The sequence below is a fragment of the Arthrobacter sp. P1_H7 genome, assembly GCF_056405215.1.
Genome location: NZ_JBFUCO010000004.1, coordinates 117922 through 142423 on the forward strand (window position 1 = coordinate 117922; position 24502 = coordinate 142423).

Annotated in this window: 19 protein-coding genes; 7 read left to right on the forward strand and 12 right to left on the reverse strand. The window is 69.3% G+C overall.

Features of this window, described 5'->3' with window-relative positions:
• Positions 1 to 26 precede the first annotated feature (26 nt).
• From AC1DXI_RS04290 to AC1DXI_RS04310, 5 genes are all read right to left on the reverse strand, one after another.
• A complete protein-coding gene (locus AC1DXI_RS04290; protein WP_476937584.1) occupies positions 27 to 1331 on the reverse strand; it encodes a cation:proton antiporter in 1305 nt (434 codons plus the stop codon).
• 112 nt (positions 1332 to 1443) lie between these two features.
• A complete protein-coding gene (locus AC1DXI_RS04295; RefSeq protein WP_018774814.1) occupies positions 1444 to 1680 on the reverse strand; it encodes a hypothetical protein in 237 nt (78 codons plus the stop codon).
• A 152-nt stretch (positions 1681 to 1832) separates the two neighbouring features.
• Entirely contained in the window at positions 1833 to 3425 is a 1593-nt protein-coding gene (gene hutH, locus AC1DXI_RS04300) for a histidine ammonia-lyase (protein ID WP_476937585.1), read from the reverse strand.
• 95 nt (positions 3426 to 3520) lie between these two features.
• The gene (gene hutU, locus AC1DXI_RS04305) at positions 3521 to 5218 is read right to left on the reverse strand and encodes a urocanate hydratase (RefSeq protein ID WP_476937586.1); all 1698 of its coding nucleotides are present in this window, start codon (positions 5216 to 5218) and stop codon (positions 3521 to 3523) included.
• 270 nt (positions 5219 to 5488) lie between these two features.
• On the reverse strand, positions 5489 to 6364 hold the full coding sequence (locus tag AC1DXI_RS04310) for an IclR family transcriptional regulator (RefSeq protein ID WP_476937587.1): 876 nt from the start codon (positions 6362 to 6364) through the stop codon (positions 5489 to 5491).
• Between the two features lie 296 nt (positions 6365 to 6660).
• On the opposite strand from AC1DXI_RS04310, the gene AC1DXI_RS04315 reads away from it, so the two are divergent.
• Positions 6661 to 7101 (forward strand): protein-tyrosine phosphatase family protein, encoded by a 441-nt coding sequence (locus tag AC1DXI_RS04315; RefSeq protein WP_476937588.1) that lies wholly within the window; start codon positions 6661 to 6663, stop codon positions 7099 to 7101.
• Between the two features lie 62 nt (positions 7102 to 7163).
• Here the strand turns inward: AC1DXI_RS04315 and AC1DXI_RS04320 are convergent, their stop codons facing one another.
• Positions 7164 to 8135 carry an NAD(P)-dependent alcohol dehydrogenase gene (locus AC1DXI_RS04320; protein WP_476937589.1) on the reverse strand — a complete coding sequence of 324 codons (972 nt, stop codon included), beginning with the start codon at positions 8133 to 8135 and terminating at the stop codon, positions 7164 to 7166.
• A gap of 266 nt (positions 8136 to 8401) precedes the next feature.
• Between AC1DXI_RS04320 and AC1DXI_RS04325 the strand changes: the two genes are divergently transcribed.
• Together AC1DXI_RS04325 and AC1DXI_RS04330 are read left to right on the forward strand one after the other, a co-directional pair.
• Positions 8402 to 9898, forward strand: a complete 1497-nt coding sequence (locus tag AC1DXI_RS04325) for an amino acid permease (protein WP_476937590.1) — start codon at positions 8402 to 8404, stop codon at positions 9896 to 9898.
• Between the two features lie 58 nt (positions 9899 to 9956).
• The gene (locus AC1DXI_RS04330) at positions 9957 to 10592 is read left to right on the forward strand and encodes a LysE family translocator (RefSeq protein WP_476937591.1); all 636 of its coding nucleotides are present in this window, start codon (positions 9957 to 9959) and stop codon (positions 10590 to 10592) included.
• A gap of 56 nt (positions 10593 to 10648) precedes the next feature.
• Here the strand turns inward: AC1DXI_RS04330 and AC1DXI_RS04335 are convergent, their stop codons facing one another.
• Positions 10649 to 11341: an SDR family NAD(P)-dependent oxidoreductase gene (locus AC1DXI_RS04335; RefSeq protein WP_476937592.1), complete on the reverse strand. Its 693-nt coding sequence runs from the start codon at positions 11339 to 11341 to the stop codon at positions 10649 to 10651.
• Between the two features lie 16 nt (positions 11342 to 11357).
• Complete coding sequence (locus AC1DXI_RS04340) at positions 11358 to 12704, reverse strand: MFS transporter (protein WP_476937593.1); 1347 nt, start codon at positions 12702 to 12704, stop codon at positions 11358 to 11360.
• Between the two features lie 131 nt (positions 12705 to 12835).
• On the opposite strand from AC1DXI_RS04340, the gene AC1DXI_RS04345 reads away from it, so the two are divergent.
• On the forward strand, positions 12836 to 13753 hold the full coding sequence (locus tag AC1DXI_RS04345) for a LysR family transcriptional regulator (RefSeq protein ID WP_043423423.1): 918 nt from the start codon (positions 12836 to 12838) through the stop codon (positions 13751 to 13753).
• 28 nt (positions 13754 to 13781) lie between these two features.
• Here the strand turns inward: AC1DXI_RS04345 and AC1DXI_RS04350 are convergent, their stop codons facing one another.
• Positions 13782 to 14741, reverse strand: a complete 960-nt coding sequence (locus AC1DXI_RS04350) for a spermidine synthase (RefSeq protein WP_476937594.1) — start codon at positions 14739 to 14741, stop codon at positions 13782 to 13784.
• Between the two features lie 200 nt (positions 14742 to 14941).
• Here AC1DXI_RS04350 and AC1DXI_RS04355 point away from each other — a divergent pair, with 200 nt between their 5' ends.
• Positions 14942 to 15853: a universal stress protein gene (locus AC1DXI_RS04355; protein WP_476937595.1), complete on the forward strand. Its 912-nt coding sequence runs from the start codon at positions 14942 to 14944 to the stop codon at positions 15851 to 15853.
• A 55-nt stretch (positions 15854 to 15908) separates the two neighbouring features.
• Complete coding sequence (locus tag AC1DXI_RS04360; RefSeq protein WP_026266670.1) at positions 15909 to 16916, forward strand: zinc-dependent alcohol dehydrogenase family protein; 1008 nt, start codon at positions 15909 to 15911, stop codon at positions 16914 to 16916.
• Between the two features lie 55 nt (positions 16917 to 16971).
• Here AC1DXI_RS04360 and AC1DXI_RS04365 read toward each other — a convergent pair whose 3' ends face one another.
• From AC1DXI_RS04365 to AC1DXI_RS04375, 3 genes are all read right to left on the reverse strand, one after another.
• Positions 16972 to 20175, reverse strand: a complete 3204-nt coding sequence (locus AC1DXI_RS04365; RefSeq protein ID WP_476937596.1) for an HAD family hydrolase — start codon at positions 20173 to 20175, stop codon at positions 16972 to 16974.
• Positions 20176 to 20232: 57 nt separating this feature from the next.
• A complete protein-coding gene (locus AC1DXI_RS04370) occupies positions 20233 to 21183 on the reverse strand; it encodes a polysaccharide deacetylase family protein (RefSeq protein ID WP_476937597.1) in 951 nt (316 codons plus the stop codon).
• Between the two features lie 76 nt (positions 21184 to 21259).
• Positions 21260 to 22351 (reverse strand): SDR family oxidoreductase, encoded by a 1092-nt coding sequence (locus tag AC1DXI_RS04375; protein ID WP_476937598.1) that lies wholly within the window; start codon positions 22349 to 22351, stop codon positions 21260 to 21262.
• A 213-nt stretch (positions 22352 to 22564) separates the two neighbouring features.
• Between AC1DXI_RS04375 and AC1DXI_RS04380 the strand changes: the two genes are divergently transcribed.
• Positions 22565 to 24499 carry a heavy metal translocating P-type ATPase gene (locus AC1DXI_RS04380; protein WP_476937599.1) on the forward strand — a complete coding sequence of 645 codons (1935 nt, stop codon included), beginning with the start codon at positions 22565 to 22567 and terminating at the stop codon, positions 24497 to 24499.
• Positions 24500 to 24502 lie beyond the last annotated feature (3 nt).

Sequence of the window (24502 nt, forward strand, 5' to 3'; positions counted from 1 at the left end):
GGTGGCGGGCAAGGCACGCTGCCGCCTCAGATAGGCGTTTTCGGCGCCTTACCCTCGTCGCCATGCTGCTGCGCAGCCTTCCGTTCGCGGAGCCGGTCCAGCCGGTTCATGACGGGAGCTGTTGTCGCCCCGTGCAGCACGATGGACATTCCCACCACCAGGCCGATGAACGCCCACAATTCCTCGGCCTGGGCGTTGAAGTCGCCCTTGCTGAGCGCGTAGGCGAGATAATAGAGCGAGCCGATGCCGCGGATGCCAAAAAAGGCAATGGCAATCCGTTCCCGCGGGCCGGTCTTACCCCGGGCCAGGCCAATCCAGCCGGCCAGCGGACGGACGAGCAGCAGGAACGCCAGCGCCACGAGGACCTCGGCCCAGCCAATGCCTGCCAGCAGGCCCCGCGCAATCGCGCCGCCCAGCAGCACCAGGATGATCACGGTCATGAGACGTTCGAGCTGCTCCACGTAGGAGTGCATGACGCGGTGAAACCCATGCGTGCGTTCCGCGGCCCGAATGGTCACGGCGCATACAAAGACGGCGATGAACCCGTAGCCTTCCAGCATTTCCGTCACCCCGTATGCGAGGAACGTCGCCGCCAGCGCCACGAAGCCCTCGGAGTGGTTGGACAGCCGGACGCTGTCACGGGCGGAGAAGAACAGCCGGCTCAACGCTTTCCCTGCCAGCCAGCCGACGAGCAGCCCCATGCCGATCCGCCACAGGACATCGGTCAGGAACCAGGGCAGCAACCACTCGGACGGCGCGGACCCGGACAGGCTGATGGCGATGGCCAGGTAGACAAACGGGAAGGCCAGCCCGTCATTCAGGCCGGCCTCGGAGGTGAGCCCGAACCGGATCTCGTCTTCGCCGCGCTCGGTTTCTTGCTGGTCGTCGGCTGGCTCGCCCACCTGCACCTCAGAGGCCAGCACCGGGTCGGTCGGTGCGAGCGCGGCTGCGACCAGCAGCGCCGCTCCGAGCCCTAGCCCCAGCGCCCAGAGTCCCAGCAGTGTCAGGGCAACAATGCAGACCGGCATGGCGATCCCCAACATCCGCCAGGTGGTGGACCATTCGCGTCGTCCTACGGGACGGTCGAGTGCGAGGCCGGCGCCCATCAACGAGATGATGACGCAAACTTCCGTCAGGTGGGTGGTGAACTCCCCGTATTGCAGGGGGTCCGGGTCCGGCAGTCCGGGGATGAAGGAAAAGGCAAGAATGCCGGCTGCCAGGAAGACCATCGGCATGGACAGCGGCGCGTTGCGCAGCAGCTTGGGTAAGAGTGCGGCGGCAAAGACAGCAATGCCTGCCGCCGCAAAGACGATGCTGGGAGCCTCGAACATTGCTTATTCCTCCCGCCGGGGCCCCGATGCCCGGGGATGAAGAGGGGCACCGTCCCTGCGGAACGGCGCCCCTCTCACCAAGATACTCGCGTGCGGCGTGAAAACGGTCAGCCTAGCTGCGGCGGACCTGCACGCCGTCGGACTGCAGGAAAAGCTGCGTCTCGGACGGCCCGGCGGGGACCAGCCAGAGCACATTTCCGCTCACTGAGACTTCTTCGACCTCACCGGCCGCAATGACCTGAGCGTGCTTGACAATTTCGACTCGTTCGCCCACCCGGAGGCCGCTCCAGTCGGAAACCGTAGCTGCGGATGCAAGGCGCCTGGACAGTACCGTGCCGCGTGCTTTCATAGAACTTTTACCCCTTTGTATGTGTTCTTTGCCACAACTTCGTTGGTGTGGACTCTCCATTTGTACTACAGTTCCCGGGCCCCCGCCGTCCGTGTCGCCAAAGATTTCGGGGACGCCGGGAATTGTTCAGCTGCCGTGCATTTTGTTTCTTCTCAGGCGAGATTTCCGACGGCCGATTCGGCCGCCGCCCGGACCTTGCCCGACGCCACCAAGGCATCCGCCGCTTCGAGCTCCGGCGACAGGAACCTGTCGGTACCCGGACCGTCGACGACGTCGCGCAGCGCGGCGATCACGGCCGCGCCCGCAGGTCCCGGCGTGAGTTCGCCGCCGGAGAGCTGGGTGCGGATGTCCAGTGCCCGGGCCGAGGTCACCAGTTCGATCGCCAGGACCCGGCGCAGGTTCTCCACCGCGCGGCGGAGCTTGCGGGCCGCGTGCCAGCCCATGGAGACGTGGTCCTCCTGCATCGCCGAGCTCGGGATCGAGTCCACCGACGCCGGGACGGCCAGCCGCTTGTTGTCCGAAACCAGGCCGGCCTGCGTGTACTGGGCGATCATGAGACCCGAGTCGACGCCGGGGTCCGAGGCCAGGAAGGCGGGCAGCCCGTGCGAGCGGGCCGGGTCCAGCATCCGGTCGGTCCGGCGCTCGGCGATGGAGCTCAGGTCCGCGACGGCGATCGCGAGGAAGTCCAGCACGTAGGCCACCGGGGCGCCGTGGAAGTTGCCGTTGGAGCTGACCCGGCCGTCGGGCAGGACCACCGGGTTGTCGATCGCGGCGGCCAGTTCGCGGGAGGCGACCAGGGCGGCATGGTCCACGGTGTCGCGGACGGCGCCGGCCACCTGGGGGGCGCAGCGCAGCGAGTAGGCGTCCTGGACCTTGGTGTCGTTGATCCGGTGCGAGGCCACGATCGGGGAGTTGGACAGCACGCGGAGCATGTTCTCCGCGGCGGCGGCCTGGCCCGGGTGCGGGCGCAGCGCCGCGTGCAGCTCCGGCAGGAACACCTGGTCCGTGCCGAGCAGCGCCTCGACGCTGAGCGCGGCGGTGATGTCCGCCGTCGTGAGCAGCTGGCGGATGTCCGCGATGGCCATCAGAAGCATGCCGAGCATGCCCTCGGTGCCGTTGACGAGCGCCAGCCCTTCCTTTTCGGCCAGCGTGACGGGCTCGATGCCGTGCGCGGCGAGGAGCTCAGCCACCGGGCGGGCATCCTTGCTCCCGTACAGTGTGCCGTCGGGGCCGGTCGCTTCGCCTTCGCCCATCAGGACCAGGGCGCAGTGCGAGAGCGGCGCGAGGTCGCCCGAGCAGCCGAGCGAGCCGAATTCGCGGACCACCGGGGTGATGCCGGCGTTGAGCACGTCCACCATGGTCTGCAGCACCACCGGGCGGACGCCGGTGCGGCCGGAGGCCAGGGTCTTGGCGCGCAGGAACATGATGCCGCGGACCACTTCGCGTTCCACGGCCGGGCCCATGCCGGCGGCGTGGCTGCGGATCAGGGATTTCTGCAGCTGGGTGCGCAGCTCGTTGGGGATGTGCCGGTTGGCCAGCGCCCCGAAGCCGGTGGAGATCCCGTAGGCCGGGACCTCGCTGTGGGCGAGGTCGTCGATGTGGGCGCGGACCTTGGCAACGGCGTCGAGGGCGTCCTGGGAAATGGTGACGTGGGCGTCATGGCGGGCGACGGCGACGACGTCTTCGGGGGTGACACCGCTGGCGCCGAGGGTGACGGTGAGCGGCGAGTGGGTGGTGGTGGTCATGGTGTTCCTTCAATCTCATCGGCTGCTCCGTAAGCGCCCTTTTGGTGGCTCAAAACGGCAGTTACGGAGCAATCGATGTGGGGTTGGGACCTTGGTTAGCGGGTTTCTGACATGGGGATGCGGACGCCGCGTTCCTTGGCGACCTCGACGGCGCGGTCGTAGCCGGCGTCGGCGTGGCGGATGACGCCCATGCCGGGATCGTTGGTCAGGAGGCGCGCGAGCTTTTCCGCGGCGAGGTCGGTGCCGTCGGCGACGGAGACCTGGCCGGCGTGGATGGAGCGGCCGATGCCGACGCCGCCGCCGTGGTGGATGGAGACCCAGGTGGCGCCCGAGGCCGTGTTGAGCAGGGCGTTGAGCAGCGGCCAGTCGGCGATCGCATCGGAGCCGTCGGCCATGGCCTCGGTCTCGCGGTACGGGGAGGCGACGGAGCCGGAGTCGAGGTGGTCGCGGCCGATCACGATGGGCGCCTTGACCTTGCCCTCCTTGACGAGCTGGTTGAACAGCAGGCCGGCCTTGGCGCGTTCGCCGTAGCCGAGCCAGCAGATGCGGGCCGGCAGGCCTTCAAACTCGACCCGTTCCTGCGCCGCGTCGATCCAGCGGTGCAGGTGCTTGTTCTCGGGGAAGAGCTCTTTGATGGCGGCATCCGTGACCGCGATGTCCTCGGGGTCGCCGGAGAGGGCCACCCAGCGGAACGGGCCGAGGCCCTCGCAGAACAGCGGCCGGATGTAGGCCGGGACGAAGCCGGGGAATTCGAAGGCGCGGTTGTAGCCGCCCTTGCGGGCCTCGTCGCGGATGGAGTTGCCATAGTCGAAGACCTCGGCCCCGGCGTCCTGGAACTCGACCATGGCCTGGACGTGCTTGGCCATCGAGGCCTGGGCCTTCTTGGTGAAGCCTTCGGGATCCGCGGCGGCCTCGGTGTGCCATTCCTCGACCGTGATGCCCTCGGGCAGGTAGCTCAGGGGGTCGTGCGCGGACGTCTGGTCCGTGACGATGTCGACGGTGAGTTCGCCGGCGTTGTGGCGGCGCAGGATCTCGGGGAAGACCTCGGCGGCGTTGCCGACGTAGCCCACGGACCAGCCGCGGCGCTCTTCCTTGGCCTTGAGGACCTTGGCGATCGCGGTGTCGAGATCCGTTTCGACCTCGTCGAGGTAGCGCTTGCCGGCGCGGCGGCGCAGGCGGGTCTCGTCGACGTCGACAATCAGGCAGGCGCCGTCGTTCAGGGTGACGGCGAGCGGCTGGGCGCCGCCCATGCCGCCGCAGCCGCCGGTGAGGGTCAGGGTGCCGGCGAGCGTGCCGTTCTCGTCCCCGGTGAGCTTGCGGGCGATCGCGGCGAAGGTCTCGAAGGTGCCCTGCAGGATGCCCTGCGTGCCGATGTAGATCCAGGACCCGGCGGTCATCTGGCCGTACATCATCAGGCCCTCAGCCTCGAGCCGGCGGAACTCGGGCCAGTTCGCCCAGTCGCCGACGAGGTTGGAGTTGGCCAGCAGCACGCGCGGTGCCCATTCGTTGGTGCGGAAGACGCCGACCGGCTTGCCGGACTGGACCAGCAGGGTCTCGTCCTTTTCCATGGTTTCCAGGGTGCGGGTGATGGCGTCGAACGCGGCCCACGACCGGACGGCGCGGCCGGTGCCGCCGTAGACCACCAGGTCATCGGGGCGCTCGGCGACCTCGGGATCGAGGTTGTTCATGAGCATGCGCAGCGGGGCTTCCGTCTGCCAGCTCTTGGCGGTGAGCTCGGTGCCGCGGGCTGCTTTGACCGGGCGGGCACCGGTGGTGAAATCGGCGGGTGCCATGAGGGTCTCCTTTGTCGCTGGATATGTGGCCGGATGATGCCTGTTCGGACTGGTGTCCAGGTGTATCCGGAGGAATGAGGTTCTGTATCAACTAAAGCCCCTTCGCGGCCGCGGAGACAGACCCAGCGAAGGGGTGCTGTCCGGGATTCCAGACCCTTCCCCTCCCCCGTTGCGCTATCACTTCCGGTTGCTAAAAAGGCCGAATGGCAGCCGTAAGTGATAGCGCAACCTGGGGGTTATGGCGGGGGTGCGGGTGGTGGGGGCAACCGGTCAGGCGGGGCGGCCGTGGATCCGGACCGAGAGTTCGTCGGCGACCTTCTGGACCCGGGCGGCCAGGACCGGCCACTGGTCCGCGGGCAGCTTGTCCTCGAGGAAGGTCACGGCGACGGCGGCGGTGGGCCACCCCACGTGGTCGGTCACGGCGGCGGCGATCGAACCGAATCCGGGTGTGACCTCGCCGTGTTCGGTGGCGTAGCCGCGCTGCCGGACCTGGTCCAGATGCGAGGACAGCGCGGAGTACTTCATGATGGGCGATTCGGTTTCATGCCGGGCCGTGAAGGCGGCAGCGTTCGGGTACAGCGCCCGCACCTGGGACTTCGGCAGCGCGGCGAGGATGGCCCGCCCGCTGGCGGTGAGATGGCTGGGCAGCCGGACGCCGACGTCGGTCACCAGGGACGGCCGGTTCTTGGCCCGCTCCTCCACGATGTAGAGCACGTCCCGGCCGTGCAGCACCGCCAGGTGCGCGCTTTCGCCGATCACGTCCACGAGCGAGGCGAGCATCGGCCGGCCCAGCCGGGACAGCGGCTCCTGCCGGGAATAGGCCGAGCTGAGTTCGAAGGCGCTGATGCCCAGGCCGTAGCGCTGCTCCTCGTGCAGGTGGAGCACGAAGCCGTTCGCCTCCATCACCCCGAGCAGGTGGTAGACGCTGGAGCGCGGCAGTCCCAGCGCGGTGGCAATGTTCGACGCCGCCATCGGCCCGCGCCGGGAGGCCAGCAGCTTGAGGATGCGCAGGGTGTTCTCGGCGGCCGGCACCTTCGACGCCGCCTTGGCGCCGGCGGTCMTGTGGACGGTTTTGGGCGCGGGCGCGTCAGGCGCTGCGGACAAAGTCGCGGCGGCGGGGCTCACGGCGGTGCTGGTGGGTGGCATGGATCCTTCTTCAGGTTCGGGCGGTGTCCGGTATCCCGTACTTAAGCATGCGCCCCGCGACGGTCAACCGACAGCCTCCGTACGGAACGGCTGTCTGGAATGCCGGACAAGTTCCGGAAGGCGGTGGCCTGCCTTCCCCCTCGCCCGCCCGGCCCCCGGTGTGCCGATGAACATGGGCGCCGGCTTCCCGGCGGGTCCCCGGCCACCGGCACCAGCCCGTCGCCGCCTGCAGCGGCGGACATCCGGCAGCTCCGGTTCACGGACAACGGGCGGCAGGACGGACTACGATCGGGTTCATGAAGCACACGTGGGAAGCTTCCGCGGAGGGCATCATGGCCCTTCCGTCCGGCCGTCTCATCCGTGGCCGCGGCCTGCACTACCCGCTTCCGGCCGGGCCGTTTCCCGAGTTCGGCGTGTACCTGCTGGGCAAGCAGCCGCCGCCCGTGGGGTGGGAGTCCCGCTGGGTGCCCTGGCCCGACCTTCGGCTGCCGATCGACCAGCCGGATGCCCTCGAGGCGTTCCGGGAGGTCTGGCGCCGGGCCGAGGCAGAACGGGTTGAAGTGGCCTGCTGGCGCGGCATCGGCAGGACCGGCACCGCGCTGGCCTGCATCGCGATCCTCGACGGAGTCCCGCCCGGCCAGGCGGTGTCCTACGTCCGCCGCCAATACCGGCGCCGGACTGTGGAAACCCCGTGGCAGCGGCAGTACGTCGCCCGCTTCCCGGCCGGGACACCGTAGGCGGCGGCGCCGGCCAGGCCACCCCAAAAACGGCGGCGCAGGCCAGGCCAAACGGCGCAGGCTCAAATGGTGACGACGGCCTTCCCGCGGAGTTGGCCGGCGCGCAGGTCACGGATGGCCGCCGGCGCGTCCGCCAGGGCATAGCTCTTGCCGATAATGGGGGTCACCGCGCCGGCTTCGATCAGCCCTGTCAGGAACCGGAGGTCCTCCGCCCGTTCTGCGGACATGACGCCCGTGAGCCGCTGGCCGACAAACACGGAGAGCAGTCCGGCGCCCAGCGAACGTCCAATGCCTCCGGCCAGCCGTCCGCCGCCTTCCCCGCCGACGATCGCGAGCGTTCCCTTCGGCTTGAGCGCCCGCCGCAGGACGGTGAGCGGGCGGTTGCCGGCGGTGTCCACAATGAGGTCGAATTGCCGGGATCCGTCCGCGAAATCGTCATGTTTGTAGTCGATGACGTGGTCCGCGCCGATCGAGCGGACCAGATCGGTTTTCGCGGTGCTGCACACCCCCGTCACCTGAGCCCCGAAGGCCTTCGCAAGCTGCACCGCGTACGTGCCGACACCGCCGGCCGCGCCGATGACGAGGACTTCCTGCCCGGCCTGGACCCTGCCGGCGTTCCGGAGCGCCTGCAGGGCCGTGACGGCCGAGATCGGGACGGCGGCGGCCTGCTCGAAGCTGAGGTTTTTCGGCTTCAGCGCGAGCCGGCCTTCCTTCGCGCACGCGTATTCGGCGAAGGATCCCTCGCAGGTGCCGTACACCTCATCCCCGGTCCGGAAGCCGACGACATTCCGGCCGACAGCGTCCACCAGCCCGGCGACGGCCCGCCCCCGGATGCGGGTCTTCGGCTTCCTGAGCCCGTAGCCAACCACACGGGTCAGGTACGGAAGGCCGGTCATGAGGTGCCAGACGCCTTGGTCGACGCCGGCGGCCCGGACCCGGATCAGCACGTCGTCGTCGCCGGGCACGGGGGCGTCGACGTCGCGCAGTGCCAGCACCTCAACGGAACCGTAAACATCCTGGACGATCGCTTTCATGGTGCGTCTCCTCTGGGTCAGCTCGCCATTGTGTAACCGCAGGCGCCGGACGACACCTCGAATGTGAGGAAATCCTGACATGTTGTCAAGCTCTTTCGCCGCTCCCCCGCCGGTCGGGGTTCGACGACGGCGGCGGCCGCCGCCCCGCGCGGGGCGCCGCACAGTCTGAAATCAAAGACACCAAGTTGCCGTGAAACTCATCACAGCAAGGCCGGACATGGTCTGCTGGATAGCGATCCCCCTCCCAATGACGAGAAGGTATTCGCATGCAACAAGCCCAAACCGCCACGAAGCCGGCGCCCGCCGAAGCAGGCACCGGCAACGCCGTCACCGCCGTCGGCGCGGCAGTCGACTCCGTACTCAGCCGGGGACTCAACGTCCGCCACATCCGTTTCATGGCGCTGGGCTCGGCGATCGGCACGGGGCTGTTCTACGGCTCCGCCTCCGCCATCCAGAAGGCCGGGCCGGCCGTCCTGCTGGCCTACATGATCGGCGGCGCCGCGGTCTTCATGGTGATGCGCGCCCTCGGCGAAATGGCGGTGCGGCATCCGGTGTCCGGTTCCTTCGGCCAGTACGCGAGCCGCTACCTGGGCCCGCTGGCAGGGTTCGTGACGGGCTGGACCTATGTCTTCGAGATGGCGATCGTGGCCATCGCGGACGTCACGGCGTTCAGCATCTACATGGGATTCTGGTTCCCCGGCGTGGAACGCTGGGTCTGGATCCTGGCCATCATCTTCTTCCTGGCGGCACTGAACCTGCTCAGCGTCAAGGTCTTCGGCGAGCTGGAATTCTGGTTCTCCCTGATCAAGGTTGCGGCCATCATCGCCATGATCGCGGGCGGGGCGGCGATCATCGTCTTCGGCTTCCAGACCGGCGGCGCCACCGTGGCGCCAGGGCTCGGCAACCTCGTGGACCACGGGGGCCTGTTCCCCAACGGGTTCGAAGGGCTCCTTGCCTCCTTCGCCGTGGTGATGTTCGCGTTTGGCGGCGTCGAGACCCTCGGCATCACCGCGGGTGAAGCCGCCGATCCGAAAACGGTCATCCCCAAGGCCGTCAACACCGTCCCCGTCCGGGTCCTGCTGTTCTACGTGCTGACCCTGGGCGTGCTGATGAGCCTGTTCCCGTGGGACGAAATTGGCAGCAACGGCAGCCCCTTCGTGCAGATCTTCAGCGGCCTGGGGATCCCGGCCGCGCCGCACATCCTCAACGCCGTGGTGATCACGGCGGCGCTCTCGGCGGTCAACAGCGACATCTTCGGCGCCGGCCGGATCCTCTTCGGCCTGGCCCGGCAGGGCCACGCCCCGGCGAGCTTCGGCAAGGTTTCCCGTCACGGGGTGCCGTGGATGACCGTGGTGATGATGACCGGCATCCTGCTGGTGGGCGTGGTGCTGAACGCCGTGATCCCGGAGGACGTCTTCCTGCTGATCGCCTCGATCGCCACCTTCGCCACCGTGTGGGTCTGGGCCATGATCCTGGCCTCCCATGTCGCCATGAAACGCGAGATCTCCCGCAAGGGCCTGCCGGCGTCGGAATTCCCCTCACCGTGGTGGCCCGCCGCCTCCATACTGACCATCGCGTTCATGGCCCTGGTGATCGTGATTCTGGGCGCATTCGAGGACACCCGGGTGGCGCTGTACGTGGGCGCCGTTTGGCTCGGCCTCCTGGTGCTCGCGTACCGGCTCTGGGTCCGCGGCCACGGCCGGGCGCGGGCGGAGCTGGTCGACGAGACCGCCCAGCTCCCGCAGGTTCCGGCCGGGCGGTAATGGTCCCCTCCCCTCACAGGGCACTCCCGGGCGCGCCCTCACGGGGTTAGGATCAGGCATGGTTCCCGCCGCCAACCTCCTGGCTTTTGCCCTTGCCGCCCTCGTGCTCATCGCCGTCCCGGGGCCCAGCGTGCTGTTCGTGATCGGGCGGACGTTGGCCCTGGGGCGCAGGGGCGGCCTGTTGAGCGTCCTGGGCAACGCGGCCGGCGAGGTGGTGCAGATCGCCGCCGTGGCCCTGGGCGTCGGCGTGGTGCTGGCCCAGTCCCTGCTGCTGTTCAGCGTGGTGAAATTCGCCGGCGCCGCCTATCTGGTCTACCTCGGGATCCAGGCGATCCGGCACCGCGGCGGCGGGCCGGCGACGGCGTCGTCCTCGAACCCGACCTCGACTGCCCGGGTGCTCCGGGAGGGCTTCATCGTCGGCGCGACCAACCCCAAGTCGATTGTGTTCTTCGTGGCCGTGCTTCCCCAGTTCGTGGACTACTCGGCCGGAGCGATTCCCGTGCAGCTCGCTACCTTGGGGGCGGTCTTCCTGCTCATTGCCCTGGTCTCGGACAGCACGTGGTCCCTCGCGGCCGGGACGGCCCGGCACTGGTTTGCCCGCTCCCCCCGGCGGATCGCCGCTCTCAGCACCACCGGCGGCGTCATGATGATCGGACTCGGCGGCACCCTCGCGCTGGTGGGCAACAAGAACTAGCACGCTGCTCCAGCGGCTCAACTCCAGCAGCACAACGCGGGGTCACTTAGCGCCCATTAATGCCTTCCGAATGGGGCCACCAGGGACGCCACTTCCTCGGGCTCCACGAGCCGCTTGACCGCTGATTCGGTCAGCATGATCTTGGCGAGCACCTCGGACTCCGGGATGCCATGCACCTTCGCCTGGTCCGCGATCTGCGATTCGACCAGGGGCGTGCGGACGTAGCCGGGGTTGATGCAGTTCGACGTGACGCCGTGCGCCCCGCCTTCGAGGGCCGTCACCTTGCTCAGGCCCTCGAGCCCGTGCTTGGCCGAAACGTAGGCGCTCTTGAACGGCGAGGCCCGGAGCCCGTGCACGGAGGACAGGTTGATGATGCGGCCGAAGTTGTTGGCGTACATGTGCGGCAACGCGGCCCGGATCAGCAGGAACGGCGCCTCCAGCATGAGGGTGATGATGCGGCGGAAGTCGGCCGGATCGAAGTCCTCAATGGGGCTGATGCGCTGGATTCCGGCGTTGTTCACCAGGATGTCGCAGTCCAGGCTGAGCGTCTGGAGGGATTCGACGTCGAGCAGGTTGACGGCCCACGCGGTGCCGCCGACCTCGTCGGCGAGCGCGGCTGCTGCGGACTCGTCCATATCCGCGATCACAACTTTGGCCCCGCGTGCTGCCAGCGCCCGGACGCTGGCCGCGCCGATCCCGCCGGCGCCGCCGGTGACCAGGGCCTTGCGCCCGTTCAGCGTGTTTTCCATAACTCAGCCTTCCATGTCAAAAGTTTCGATGCGGCGGCCGGCTCCAGCATGGCTGGAGCCCCTTCAGGCTCAGCACTGCCACGGTGGTGATGGCGCAGGCGACCAGCAGGTAGATCGCGGTCGGCAGCCAGGAGCCGGTGTCCTTGAGCCACTGGGTGGCCAGGAGCGGCGCCAGCGAACCGGCGAAGATCGAGGTGACCTGCGAGCCGAGGGAGACGCCGGCGTAGCGCATCCGGGTCGGGAACAGCTCCGACATGAGGGCTGGCTGGCCGGCATACATGAAGGCGTGCAGGCACAGGCCGATCGTGACCGCCAGGACGATGATTACCGGGTTGCGGGTATCGAACATCGGGAAGGCGAAGAACGGCCAGGTGGCGCCGGTGACGGCACCGACGAGGTAGACCGGCTTCCGGCCCCAGCTGTCCACGAGGCGCCCGACCTGCGGGATGACGAGGAAGTGGACGACGTGGGCGATCAGCAGGGCCAGCAGCAGCGACGAGGTGTCGTACTTGTGCACGGACTTCAGGTAGACGATCGCGAAGCTGACCACGAGGTAGTACATGATGTTTTCCGCGAACCGGAGCCCCATGGCCTGCAGGATGCCCTTGGGGTATTTGCGGATGACTTCGCGGACGCCGTAGCTGGCGGACTGATCCTCTTCCAGCTGGGCCTTGGCCTCGAGGAAGATGGGCGATTCGGAGACGTGGGTGCGGATGTAGTAACCGACGAACACGATCACGGCGGAAAGCCAGAACGCCACCCGCCAGCCCCAGCTGAGGAAGTCGGCGGAGCTGAGCACGTTGGACATGATGAACAGCACCAGGGTGGCGAGCAGGTTGCCCACGGGAACGGCGGCCTGGGGCCAGCTGGACCAGAAGCCACGGGACTTGTTGGGGCTGTGCTCGGCGACGAGCAGGACTGCGCCGCCCCATTCACCGCCGAGGGCGAAGCCCTGGATGAAGCGCAGGAAGACCAGCAGCGCCGGCGCCAGGTAGCCGAGGGTGGCGAAGCCCGGGAGGCAGCCCATCAGGAAGGTGGAGACACCGATGATGATGATGGTGAGCTGCAGGGTGGGCTTGCGGCCGAGCTTGTCGCCGATCTGGCCGAAGACGATGCCGCCCAGGGGGCGGGCCACGAAACCGACGGCGTAGGTCAGGAACGCCTGGATGATGCCGTCCAGTTCGTTGCCCGTGGCCGGGAAGAAATACTTGCCGAACACCAGGGTGGCGGCGGTGGCGTACAGGAAGAATTCGTACCATTCGACGACGGTTCCCACCATCGATGCTGCGACGATTTTCTTGAGCCCGGAACCCTTGGATGCGGGTGCTACGGGGGTTGTTGCAGAGCGTTCGTTTACGCTCATCTGATTCTCCTTAGTGTCCACGGTGACACGCGCTGTGACGCACAGCACTGAAATGGCTCCATTGAGTATTGCTGCACATCCACGGCGATTCAATGGCCAAACCGGCACCCTGTATGTGCAGAATTGCAGATATGAACGCCAATCCCGATGACCTGTTGGTCCTGCTCGCGGTGTCCCGTTCGGCGAAATTTACGACGGCGGCCCAGACGCTCGGACTGAACCACACCACCGTCTCCCGGCGGATCGCGGCGCTGGAGAAGGCGCTGGGCGGCCGCGTGCTCTCGCGCGCCTCCGGCGGCTGGGAGCTCACCGAGCTCGGTGCCGAGGCCGTGCGGGTGGCCGAGCAGGTCGAGAGTGCCGTGCGCACCCTGGAACAGCCCGGACACACGCCGGACCCCATCACCGGCGTCGTACGGATGACCGCGACGGACGGTTTCAGCGCCTACATCGCCGCCCCGGCCGTGGCCCGGCTCCGCCGCGACCATCCCGGCCTCAGCGTCGAGATCATCACCGTGACGCGCCGGGCGCTCCAGCAGCGGTCCGGCCTGGACATCGAGGTGGTGGTCGGCGAACCGCAGGTGCACCGGGCAGAGGCCGCGCGGCTCGGCGAGTACATGTTGGGAATGTATGCCTCCCGCGGCTACCTCGCCGAGTACGGCACCCCCGCGACCGTGGAGGAACTGACGGCCCACTCGCTGGTCTATTTCGTCGATTCGATGCTGCAGGTGGACGATCTGGACGCCCCGCGGCGGCTGGTGCCCACCATGCGGGACGGGCTGAGCTCTACCAACGTCTTCGTCCACGTGGAGGCCACCCGGGCCGGCGCCGGGATCGGGTTCCTGCCCTGTTTCGCGGCCGACCTGCATCCGGACCTCGTCCGGCTCCTGCCGGAGGAATTCGCGGAGCTGCTCCCCTACTGGATGGTGCTTCGGCCCGATTCGATGCGCCGGCCGGCAGTGGCCGCGCTCGTGCAGGCGCTGCGGGAACAGACCGCCGCGCACCGTGATGCCCTGCTGGGGCGGGGAGCAACCACATCGATTGCTCCGTAGCCGCCGTTATGGTGCCGCAAAAGGGCCGCTATGGAGCAGTCGGTGTCTCTGCGCGGGGCTCGACGGGCGGCTCCACGAGAACGGGCGGCTCCACGAGAACGGGCGTCTTCGGGTCATGCCGGACGGCGGCGCCGGCCGCGAACGCCCGCACCTTTTCGTCGTTCCAGATGTGGGCCGGCACCGCACCGCCGAGCAGGCGCCGCGCGAGGCCGGGGTCGTCGTCGAACGGGACATCGCTGCCGGCCATGACCATGTTGCCGTAGCGCCGGCCCTTCAGCATGGCCGGATCCGCGATGATCACGGTGTACGCAAAGGCGTCGGCGATGGTGGCGGCGTCCTCGCGGGCATTCCTGAGGTCCGGGGCGTCGCCGGAGTTGACAACATATATCCCTCCCGGCGCCAGGACGCGCTTGGCGTGCTCGATGAATTCCCGGGTGGTCAGCGGCCGCGGGGTCAGCGAGCCGGCGAAGACGTCGCGGATGATCAGGTCCCGGGTCTGCGGGGTCAGGCTCTCCGTGACCTCGCGGGCCTCCCCCACGCGCAGGCGAAGCAGCGGTGCCTTGGGCAGGTCAAACCAGCCCCGGACGTAGTCGGCGAGCTTGCCGTCCAGCTCCACCACCACCTGGCGGGCGTCCGGATAGGCGGCATGGAAATAGCGCGCCAGCGAGCATGCTCCCCCGCCGAGGTGCAGGGCGCGCAGCCTGGGCCCAGGCTCCCGCGGCCAGCGCGACTCCACCAGGGCTGCGATCCAGCGCATGTACTCGAAGTCCAGGAACAACGGGTCCGCGAGGTCAATGTGCGAGCTCATGACGCCGTTGATGCGCAGGAGCCAGCCGGTGGAATTGTCCTGGTCCGGGATCAGCTCGCAGTCCCCGGTATCGATGTAATACACCCCGGCCACAGGACCGGCCGGGCGGGAACCCTTGGGCACTTCCACCACTCCCGGCCCGGCGGTTTGGGCGCCCCGCCCTTTGCCCCGCTTGGCCATCAGCTTCCCCCCGCATTGTGCATGCTTCAACCCTAGTTCACCGGCAGCCCCGCCCCGGGCCCCGGGGCAGGTGGCACCGCTCCGCAGGCCGCGGGCAGCCCGCGGGACCAAAGCCCCTAGCCATTCCCGGGCCGCAGGGTTCTACTGGGGCTGCACATAGTGCCGGGCGAAGGGGTGCGTCCGCCGAGCCGGGAGGGAAAATGTCGGCACCCACAGGGCAACAGGGCGGCACCGTGGCGGTCGGCTACGGCGGGTCTGGGGCCGCCCAACTCGCCGTTCGCTGGGCGGCCGAATACGCGGCCGCGGCCGGGCTGAACCTCCTGGTGGTCCATGCCTGGGTGTGGCCGGTCTTCACCAAGAACCTGGGCCCCGTCAAAGGGGTGGCCGGCAGCGGGCTGCGGCACTCCGCGGAAGCCATCCTCGCCGAGGGCGTTGAACTGGCCCGCAAGGCCGTCCTCGAAGCAGCCGGAGCCGCGCCGCCGGGCCTCCAGCCAACCGTTTCCGAGAATGAGCCGGAACGCCCGGGCCCCGCCGTCGACGGGCTCATGGAGGCCGGGCTCGCGGCACCCGTGCTGCGCGACGCTGCCCGGGACGCACGGCTGCTGGTAGTCGGCAGCCGGGGTCTCGGCGCCGTCCTGGGCCAGGTGGCCGGCTCGGTCTGCATTGATCTGGCCGGCTCGGCACCCTGCCCGGTGATGATCATCCGGCGCCCGCGCCGCCGGGCCCACCCCGTCGTGGCGGGAGTCGACGCCTCGCCCCGCAGCCCGGCCACGGTGGCCGAGGCCGTCCGGCTGGCCAAAGTCCTGGGCGCCCCGCTGCACCTCGTCCACGTCGAACCGCTGCGCGGCGGGGCACGGGAAGAGCACGGCCGCCACGCCATGCTCCAGGGCCAGGAGCTGCTCGACCGCGCCATCGACGAGGCCCGCGGGCTGGCGCCAGGGCTTGAGGTTTCCGGCGTCCTGCGCGAGGGCCATGGCGCCCGGGAGCTCCTCGACGCCGCGGACGACGCCGACGTCCTGGTGCTCGGGACCCACAACCCCGCGGCCGGAGCCGGCAACACGGTCTCCGCCGTGCTGCACAAGGCGCGCTGCAACGTGCTGGTCACCCGCTAGCCGCCGCGAATGTAACCGATGCGGGCCTGCACAGGCTGCAGAGAAGGAGGCCGCGGTGCGCGCCTGGCAAGTTGGACGTCCGGGGCCCATGTCCAGCGGGCCCCTCGTGGCCGCCGACCACCCGGACCCTGTGCCGGGACGCGGAGAGGTCCTGCTGAAAGTGCGGGTCTGCGGTGTGTGCCGCACGGACTTGCACCTGGCCGAGGGCGACCTCCCGCCGCGGCACCCCGGGATCATCCCGGGCCACGAGGTAGTGGGCGAGGTGATCGGGCAAGGCCCGGGGGCCGCCCGGTTCGGCCTTGGCGAACGGGTGGGCGTGGCCTGGCTGGGCGGTACCTGCGGCGCCTGCCGGTTCTGCCTGCGCGGCCAGGAAAACCTCTGCCTGTCGCCCACGTTTACCGGCTGGGACCGCGACGGCGGGTACGCCGAGCTCATCACGGTGGCGGAGAACTTCGCCTACCGGATCCCGGAGACGTTTAGCGATGAGGAGGCCGCACCTCTCCTGTGCGCAGGCATCATCGGCTACCGTGCCCTGACCCGGGCCGAACTGCCGATCGGCGGGCGGCTGGGCATCTACGGGTTCGGCGGCTCCGCGCATCTGGCCGCCCAAATCGCCCTCTACCGCGGTGCCCGCGTGTACGTCATGACCCGGTCCGCGCAGGCGCGCGCACTGGCCCTGGACCTGGGCGCGACGTTCGTGGGCGGGGCCGAGGAGCAACCGCCCGATCCCCTGGATGCCGCGATCCTCTTCGCCCCCGCGGGCGGACTGGTGCCGGTTGCGCTCCGCGCCCTGGACCGCGGCGGGACGCTCGCCGTCGCGGGCATCCACCTGAGCGATATTCCGTCCCTGCACTACGCCGACGAGCTCTTCGAAGAGCGCCAATTGCGCAGCGTCACCGCCAACACCAGGGCCGACGGCGAGGAGTTCTTCCGGATCGCCGCCGAGATCCCGCTCCGCCCGACCACTGTGGCGTACCCGTTCGAGGCCGCGGACCAGGCCCTGCGGGACCTGGCTGAGGACCGGATCACCGGAGCGGCCGTGCTGCACCTGGACGCGACGTAGCCCGGAACCATCGCACGCAAGTCGCTGCGAAGACGCCCAGGGCACGCCCCGCGCGTCAGCCGGGCGTCCCGGCGTCCCGGCGGAACTCGTGTTCCTGGCCCGCCCGGAGCAGCACCTTCTCGAGGCCCACCCGCACCAGCACCGGAGACGCGTCCCCCGGGGCGGCGGACACCCGCAGCCGGTCCGGGCCGAGGTGCACGGCCAGCAACTGGTCACGGTAGCGGACCTGGAACTCCACCCGGGACAGCTCGGCCGGCAGCCGCGGGGTAAAGTCCAGGGCGTCCCGGGTGATCCGTAGCCCGGCGAAGCTGCGCTGGATCACGTCGATCGAGCCTGCCATGGCGCCCAGATGGATGCCCGCACGCGTGGTGCCGCCCTGGGTATCGTCCAGGTCCGTGTCCAGCGCTTCCCGGAAGGTTGCCCACGCCCGCTCCGGATCGTGCTGCGCCAGCACTGAGGCATGGGTGACCCGGCTAAGGGTGGAGCCGTGCGCGGTCCGGGCCAGGTAAAAGTCCACGGTGGCCGCGATCTGCGCCGGCTCGACGTCGTAGCCCATCCGGCGCAGGAACCCCAGGAGCTGGTCCTCGCCCAGGACATACAGGAGCATGAGGACGTCCGCCTGTTTGGCCAGCCGATAGTGGTTGGTGCTGTCCCCCTCGGCTTCGAGAATCAGGTCCAGCCGTTCGATGTTGCGGTAGGCGCGGCGGTAGTGATTCCAGTCGAGTTCCCGCAGGGCGCCGTAACCGTCGAACTGGCTGATGATGCCGCCGTCGTGGAAGGGAACGAACATGCGCCGGCTCAGGTGCGCCCAGGCATCGATTTCCGTGCCCGTGATCCCCAGCCTTGCCCGGAGTTCCTCCATGTCGAAACCCCGTACTGAATGCATGATCCAGACCGCCTGGTCAAACACCCAGGCCGCCATGATGTTGGTGTAGGCGTTGTCGTCCAGCCCGCCGCCGGGGTTGCCCGGATGGCCGGTGTGGTACTCATCCGGGCCCATGACACCCTTGATGTGGAACCGATCCTGGGCGGCGTCGTGCTCCGCCAGGGAGACGAACAGCCTGGCGACGTCCACCACAATCTCGGCGCCATGCCGGGTCAGCCAGCCCCGGTCCTGGGTCGCTTCGAAGTACTGCCAGGCGTTGTAGGCGACCGCCAGTCCAACATGCCGCTGCAGGCGTGAGTAGTCCGGCATCCAGTGCCCGGAAAGCTTGTTGAACAGGAACTTGGGGGTCTGCTCGGTGCCGTCGCTGCCGCTCTGCCACGGAAAAAGCGCGCCGCGCAGCCCGGCCTTCCGGGCCGCGTCCCGCGCGGTTCCCAGCCGCCGCCAGCGGTAGTCAATCAGCTCGCGGGCCACCGCGGGCAGCCGGGAGTTCAGGACCGGGAGGACGAAGAGTTCATCCCAGAAGATGTGCCCCCGGTAGCCTTCGCCGTGGAGCCCCCGGGCCGGGACCCCGGCATCGAGCTCGGCGGTGTGGGTGGTCAGTGTCTGCAGCAGATGGAAAACGTGCAGGTTCAGGATCAGCTGGGCCTGGGACGGGGCATCGGATTCGATGATGAACGGTGCCAGCAGCAGGCTCCATGCCGCGTCGTGGTCCGCCAGCAGCGCGTCGAACCCCTGGGGTGCGCGCGACAGAACCGCGAGCGCCCCCGAGATTGGCGAGGCGACGGCGTGGTCCCGGGAGGTGGCGACGGCGGCTGTCTTGGTGACCGTGACGGGGATGCCGTCAGTGACCTGCAGCTCGAAGCGGTGGCTGTACATGCCTCCGGCCGATTCGGGAACCGAGCCGGCCCCGACAGTCCCGGGAACTCCGCCGCCGGAAATCCGGGTCCGCAGCGCCAGGGCGATCCCGATCCTGCTCCCGGACGTCTGCACCTGAACCGTCAGCTCCGCGGCGTCCGAACCGTCCTCCGACGAAGACACCGACGAGGACACCGCCACCGCTGTCAGGTGCCGGTTGGCCAGTTGGGCGTCCTCGGGCACGTTGGAGTTGGTGACGCCGGTGTCGCAACCGCTGCGGATGCTGATGGACCCGCTCCAACCGACGGCGGTCAGCGTGGTTTCCAGTGCGGCCAGATGGGGCTCGGCCATGGACACGAGCCGGCGCTGGAGTACCTGAAGCTGCCGTCCGGCGTCGTCCGCCAAGAGCGCTTCCCGGCTCAGCAAGGCCCGCTTGAGGTCCAGAGTGCGCCGCTCGCTGCGGAGCGTCAGGCCGCCGTCGGACCACCACGCACCGTCGCCCACCCGGACATCCAGCGGCAGCCAGTCCGGGATGTTAACCATGTGCTCATCCACGGTTTCTACGCCCTGGACGACGCTCGCGAGGCTGTTGTAGACGCCCGCAAGGTAGCTGCCGGGATAGTGGGCGTCCCCCGCGCGGTGTTCCGGGGCGGCGCCGCGGGTGGCGAGGTAGCCGTTGCCGAGCGTGGTCAGCGCCTCCCGGTGCCCTTCGTGGGCGGGATCGAAGCCCTCGTACACCAGCAGCCACGGGTGCGTAATGACCAGCCCGATGTCCAGTTCACTGACGTCTTCAACCACGACGTCGGCGCCCGCGGCTTCCAGCGCGGCCCGCCGCCCGGCCCGGTCAAGGCCGACCACGAGCCCGAATCCCCCGCGCCGCCCGGCGTCCACCCCCGCCGCGGCCCCGGCGATCACCATGGCCCGGGCCGGTGTGATCTCCAGCCGGCGGGCGGCCTCCAGGGCCAGCTCCGGCGCTGACACTCCGGCGGCGCCGTTGTCCAGGGCCGCCTGGCCGTCCACGATGTGGTCAAAGACATCGCCAAGGCCCGCTGCGGCAACGATCGCGGCGTCGTTCAGGCCGGACGTGGCGAGGACCACCGGGATCCGCCCTGCCCGGAGGCGTTCAAGCAGCGCGGCGGTGCCGGGGAAGACGTGGACGGGCCGGCCCGCGGACAGGGCTTCGAATATCTTGTTCTGGCGCCGCGCGAGCCCGAACGCCGTCCACCCTGCCGGGCTGTCCGCGGGCGAGCCGCGGAGAATGGCGACGCCGCGCGAGGCCAGGAACCCGGCCACGCCGTCCTCCAAGGTCCGGCCCTCGATGCAGCGTGCGAATTCGTCGTCCGTGAGGGACCCGCGCCGCGCGCCGGCGGGAAGCCGGGGGTCCTGCATGAGGTCGTCCACGAGCTGTTTCCAGGCCGCGGCGCGGAGCTCGCCGGCGTCTGTCACGACTCCGTCGAGCTCGAAGATCACGGCATCGACGGGCGCCAGCGCGGCGGCAACTGTGGGCGACTCCGTCATGGCCCAGTCCTATCAGCGATCGGTGCGGGGCGACAGCGGCGTTTGGCCCGGCTGCGCTCAGCCCAGGAGTGCATCGAGGGTGGTGAAGTCGTAGCCGGCCTGGCGGATGCGGCTGATCACCTGGGGCAGCGCATCAGCGTCCAGGGTGGTCCCGTCGTCGGGATTGGAGCCGATATGCATCAGGACTATTTCCCCCGGTTTCAGGCCCGCCAGGACCCGGTCGGCCACGAGCTGCGCTGTCACTCCGCCGCTGGTGCCTTTCCAGCCCAGGGTGTCAACGCTCCAGCGCACCGGAAGATAGCCGAGGTTGTTGGCCGCGGCGATGGTCCTGGCGTCGCGGTCACCGAAGGGAAAGCGGAAGAGTGGCCTAGGATCGGCGCCCGCCGCCCTTATGGCTTGTTCGGCCGAGCGGAGTTGGTCCGCGATGCCGGCATCCGCAAGCCCGGTGAAGGCCGGGTGCGTCATGGAATGGTTGCCTACCCGGTGCCCGCCGGCGACGATCGCCGCCACCCCTCCGGGGTTCGCGGCTGCCCAGCTTCCGGTGAGGAAGAACGTGCCCCGCACGCGCGCGGCGGCGAGGCTCTGCAGGATGCTGGGCAGTCCGGCCGAGTTGGCGCCGGCGTCAAAGGTCAGGGCGACGGCGGCGCCCGCACCCGGGATGGTTTCCAGGTCGCGGCCGGCGAGCGCGCCGGGGAACGGCGCCGCGGGCGGCGCCGGCGCGGGAGCTGTAGGTTCCGGGGCGGGCGGCGGGACGGGAACCGGCACGGCCGGAGCAGGCAGGCCGGTGCCCGGGGGCGGCGATGTCGCGGTCGTCAAGGCAGGGGTCTGTGTCCCGGAGGCAGTTGCGGGGACGGACTCGGATGCCGTCGCGGTAACAGGCGTGGATGCGGGCGGGAACGCCGTCGGCGTCCCCGGCAACAGCAGGACCGCGGCGCCGGCGGCGAGCAGGCCCAGCGCAGCCACGACGGCCGCGACCACCATCAGCCGGCGCCGGCCGCCCGCAACCATGGACCGCATGGTTCACTGTGGCCTCGCCGGTCACGGCCGGTCCAGTGCTGAAAGGCCCACGCGGCCGTGTCGCAGCCTAGGAGGACGCCGGAATCAAGTGGTCCGCACGGTAGCGGTCGAACAGCTGCAGGAATGCGTCTTCCGTGCGGCGGTACCCGGTAAAGCCGGCGAGCCGGCTCTTGCTCATGTCCGTGACCACCTCGAGGTTCCGGCCCAGGTCGCCGTCCGTGTGCCACCAGGATGCCAGCCGTGCCATATCGGGTTCGGCCAGCCCGTGGCGGGCGGCGATGTCCGCCCACACGCCTTCCATGCCGCGCATTTGCTGCTCCAGGGGGCGGGGTTCGTTGATGTAGCCCACCGGTTCGACCCCGAAGTAGTCTGCCAGCGCAGGCCACATGCGCCGCCAGCGGAAGACGTCGCCGTTGACGATGTTGTAGGCCTCGTCGCTCGCGTTGTCCGCTGTGGCCGCCCAGATCATGTGGTCCGCCAGCAGACCGCTGTCGGTCATGTCCGTGAGACTGTTCCATTGCGTCTCGGAACCCGGGAAGATAAACGGTTGGCCCAGTTCCTTGCAGATGGATGCCTGAACGGCGAGCGTGAGTCCCATGTTCATGGCGTTCCCGACTGCATGCCCGATCACCGTATGCGCCCGGTGCACGGACCAGCCAAAGCCCTGCTTCGCGGCCGCTGCCCACAACTCGTCTTCCTGGGCGTAGTAGAAGTTCGGCGTCGGCAGCCTCGGCTCGCTCTCCCGGAAGGGGGTGTCCGGCATTTCCCCGGCCGCATACGCTTCAAAGGGGCCCAGATAGTGCTTCAGCCCGGTCATGAGGGCGACGTGCCTCACAGGCTTGCCGTTGAGGCTGGCGAGGACGTTCCGCAGCATGCCCGCGTTTGTGTCGATGTTCTCTTGTTCGGACTTCCGCCTGGACCAGGCGGTGTAGAACACATGGGTGGGTGAAACACCGGCCAGGGCCTCGCGCAGGTTCTCCACGGAGGTCAGGTCCGCGCTCACATGGCGTACGCCGCGGCGGTGGAGGGGATTGCGGGAGAGCCCCAACACGTCCCAGCCCTCCTCGGCGAGCCTGTCCACTAGGGCGGATCCGGCAATTCCGCTTGCCCCCACCACCAGGGCGGTCCGGGTGTCGACGGTCTCTGAACTGCTTTGCACGTCATTCCTCCTGGCATTGCCTGTGCTGCGCCGCGGGCCGTTACAGGTTGGGTCCCTGCGCGCCGGCCCGGCTTGGTCGGGACGGATGCTCTTCCAGCCTCTCATGCCGGGGCCCGGGGACGGTCCGGGAGGCTGCCGCAGCAAGCCGGTCGCAGCCGCGCAGTAGGATTCAGGGAGACGCCAAAACTGATACGAAGCTAAGGCGGAACCTCCGTGAAATTCGTGCTCCGGTATCCGCTCGTGGCCGGGACCCTCCTTGTCCTGCTGGCGGTGCTGGTCCTTGTGGCTGCAGGCCAGGACGGCATAGCCCGCACCGCTGCGAGCGTCTATGCCCTGGCCGTGGCGGCCTACCTCGCCGTCGGGATGGCCCGCCGGCTCGCGGGCGGGCAGTTCGGCATCGACATCCTGGCCGTCACCGCCATCGTCAGCACCGTGCTGGTGGGCGAATACATCGCCTCGATGATCGTCGTACTCATGCTCGCGGGCGGCACTGCCCTTGAGGACTACGCCGCCGGCCGGGCCAAGGGCGAACTCACCGCGTTGCTCGAACGCGTCCCCCAGACGGCCCACCGGGAGCGCAACGGCTCCCCCGCCGCCGGAACCCACACAGCCGGAACCCAAACAGCCGGAACCCAAACAGAGGGCCAGCACGAGGACGTGGCGGCCGCCGACGTCGAGATCGGGGACATCCTGCTGGTCAAGCCCGGCGAGGTGGTCCCGCTGGACGGCGTCCTGCTCTCCGAGTCCGGATCTTTCGATGAGTCCTCGCTCACCGGGGAAAGCCTGCCGGTGGAGCGGACCGCCGGGGACGGCCTCATGAGCGGGTCGCTGAACGGTGAGGCCGCGGTCCGGATGCGGGTCACGGCGCGCATGGAGGATTCGCAGTACAGCCGCATCGTCGCCCTCGTGAAGGAGGCGGCGGAAAGCAAGGCGCCCATGGTCCGGCTCGCTGACCGCTATGCCGTGCCGTTCACGGCCCTCGCCTACTTGCTCGGCGCCGTGGGCTGGATCATCAGCGGCAGCCCGGAACGCTTCGCCGAGGTCCTCGTTGTGGCCACGCCGTGCCCCCTGCTGATTGCCGCGCCGGTGGCATTCCTCGGCGGCATGAGCCGCGCCGCGCACTCCGGCGTCATCGTCAAGTACGCCGGGGTGCTGGAACAGCTGAGCCGGATCAAAACGGCCGCCTTCGACAAGACGGGAACCCTTACGTACGGGCGCCCGTCCCTGGTGCATATCCGGACCGCCGGGCCCCTCGCAGAAGACGAGGTCCTGCAGTTGGCGGCGTCCGCGGAGCAGTATTCCTCGCATGTCCTGGCCGCCTCGGTGATGGACGCCGCCCGGAACCGGGCCCTGCCCTTCGCGGCTGCCACCGAAGCCACCGAATTCGCCACCCACGGGGTGCGCGCCAGGTTCGACGGCCAGGACGTGGTGGTGGGCAAGCCCGCGTTCGTCGCGGAGTGGGCGTCCGGCGTGGTGGAGACGGGGCTGGCCAGCGGCGAGCTCGCCATCTACGTCGGTGCCAGTGGAAATTTCGTGGGCTCCCTGGTGATGAGCGATCCCATCCGCAAAGAGGCCCGCCGCACCCTCGGCGAGCTCAAGGACCTGGGCGTGCGCCGGACGGTCATGCTGACCGGGGACGCGCTCGCCACGGCACGGCACATCGCGGACGAGGCAGGGCTCACCGATGTCCGCGCCGAGTGCCTGCCGCGGGACAAGGTCGAGGCCGTCAGGTCGCTGCCGGGCCGTCCGGTCATGATGGTCGGCGACGGCGTCAACGATGCCCCCGTCCTGGCGGTCGCCGACGTCGGAATCGCCATGGGCGCCCGCGGCTCGACGGCGGCCGGCGAGTCGGCCGACGTCGTGATCATCCTCGATGACCTCTCCAAGGTGGCGACCGCCGTCCGGATCGGCCAACGCACCGTGCAGGTGGCGCTGCAGAGCATCTGGATCGGCATCGCCCTGAGCGTGGCCCTCATGCTGGCCGCGGCCGCGGGCTACGTGCCGGCCATCGCCGGCGCCCTGTCCCAGGAACTGGTGGATCTCGCCACGATCCTCAACGCCCTGCGCTCTCTCGGCCCCGGCCGCCAGGGCGCAGCCGCCAAGGTGCGGTCCGGGGAAAGCGCGCGGCAGGCCCCGCTACCGGGCTGAGTT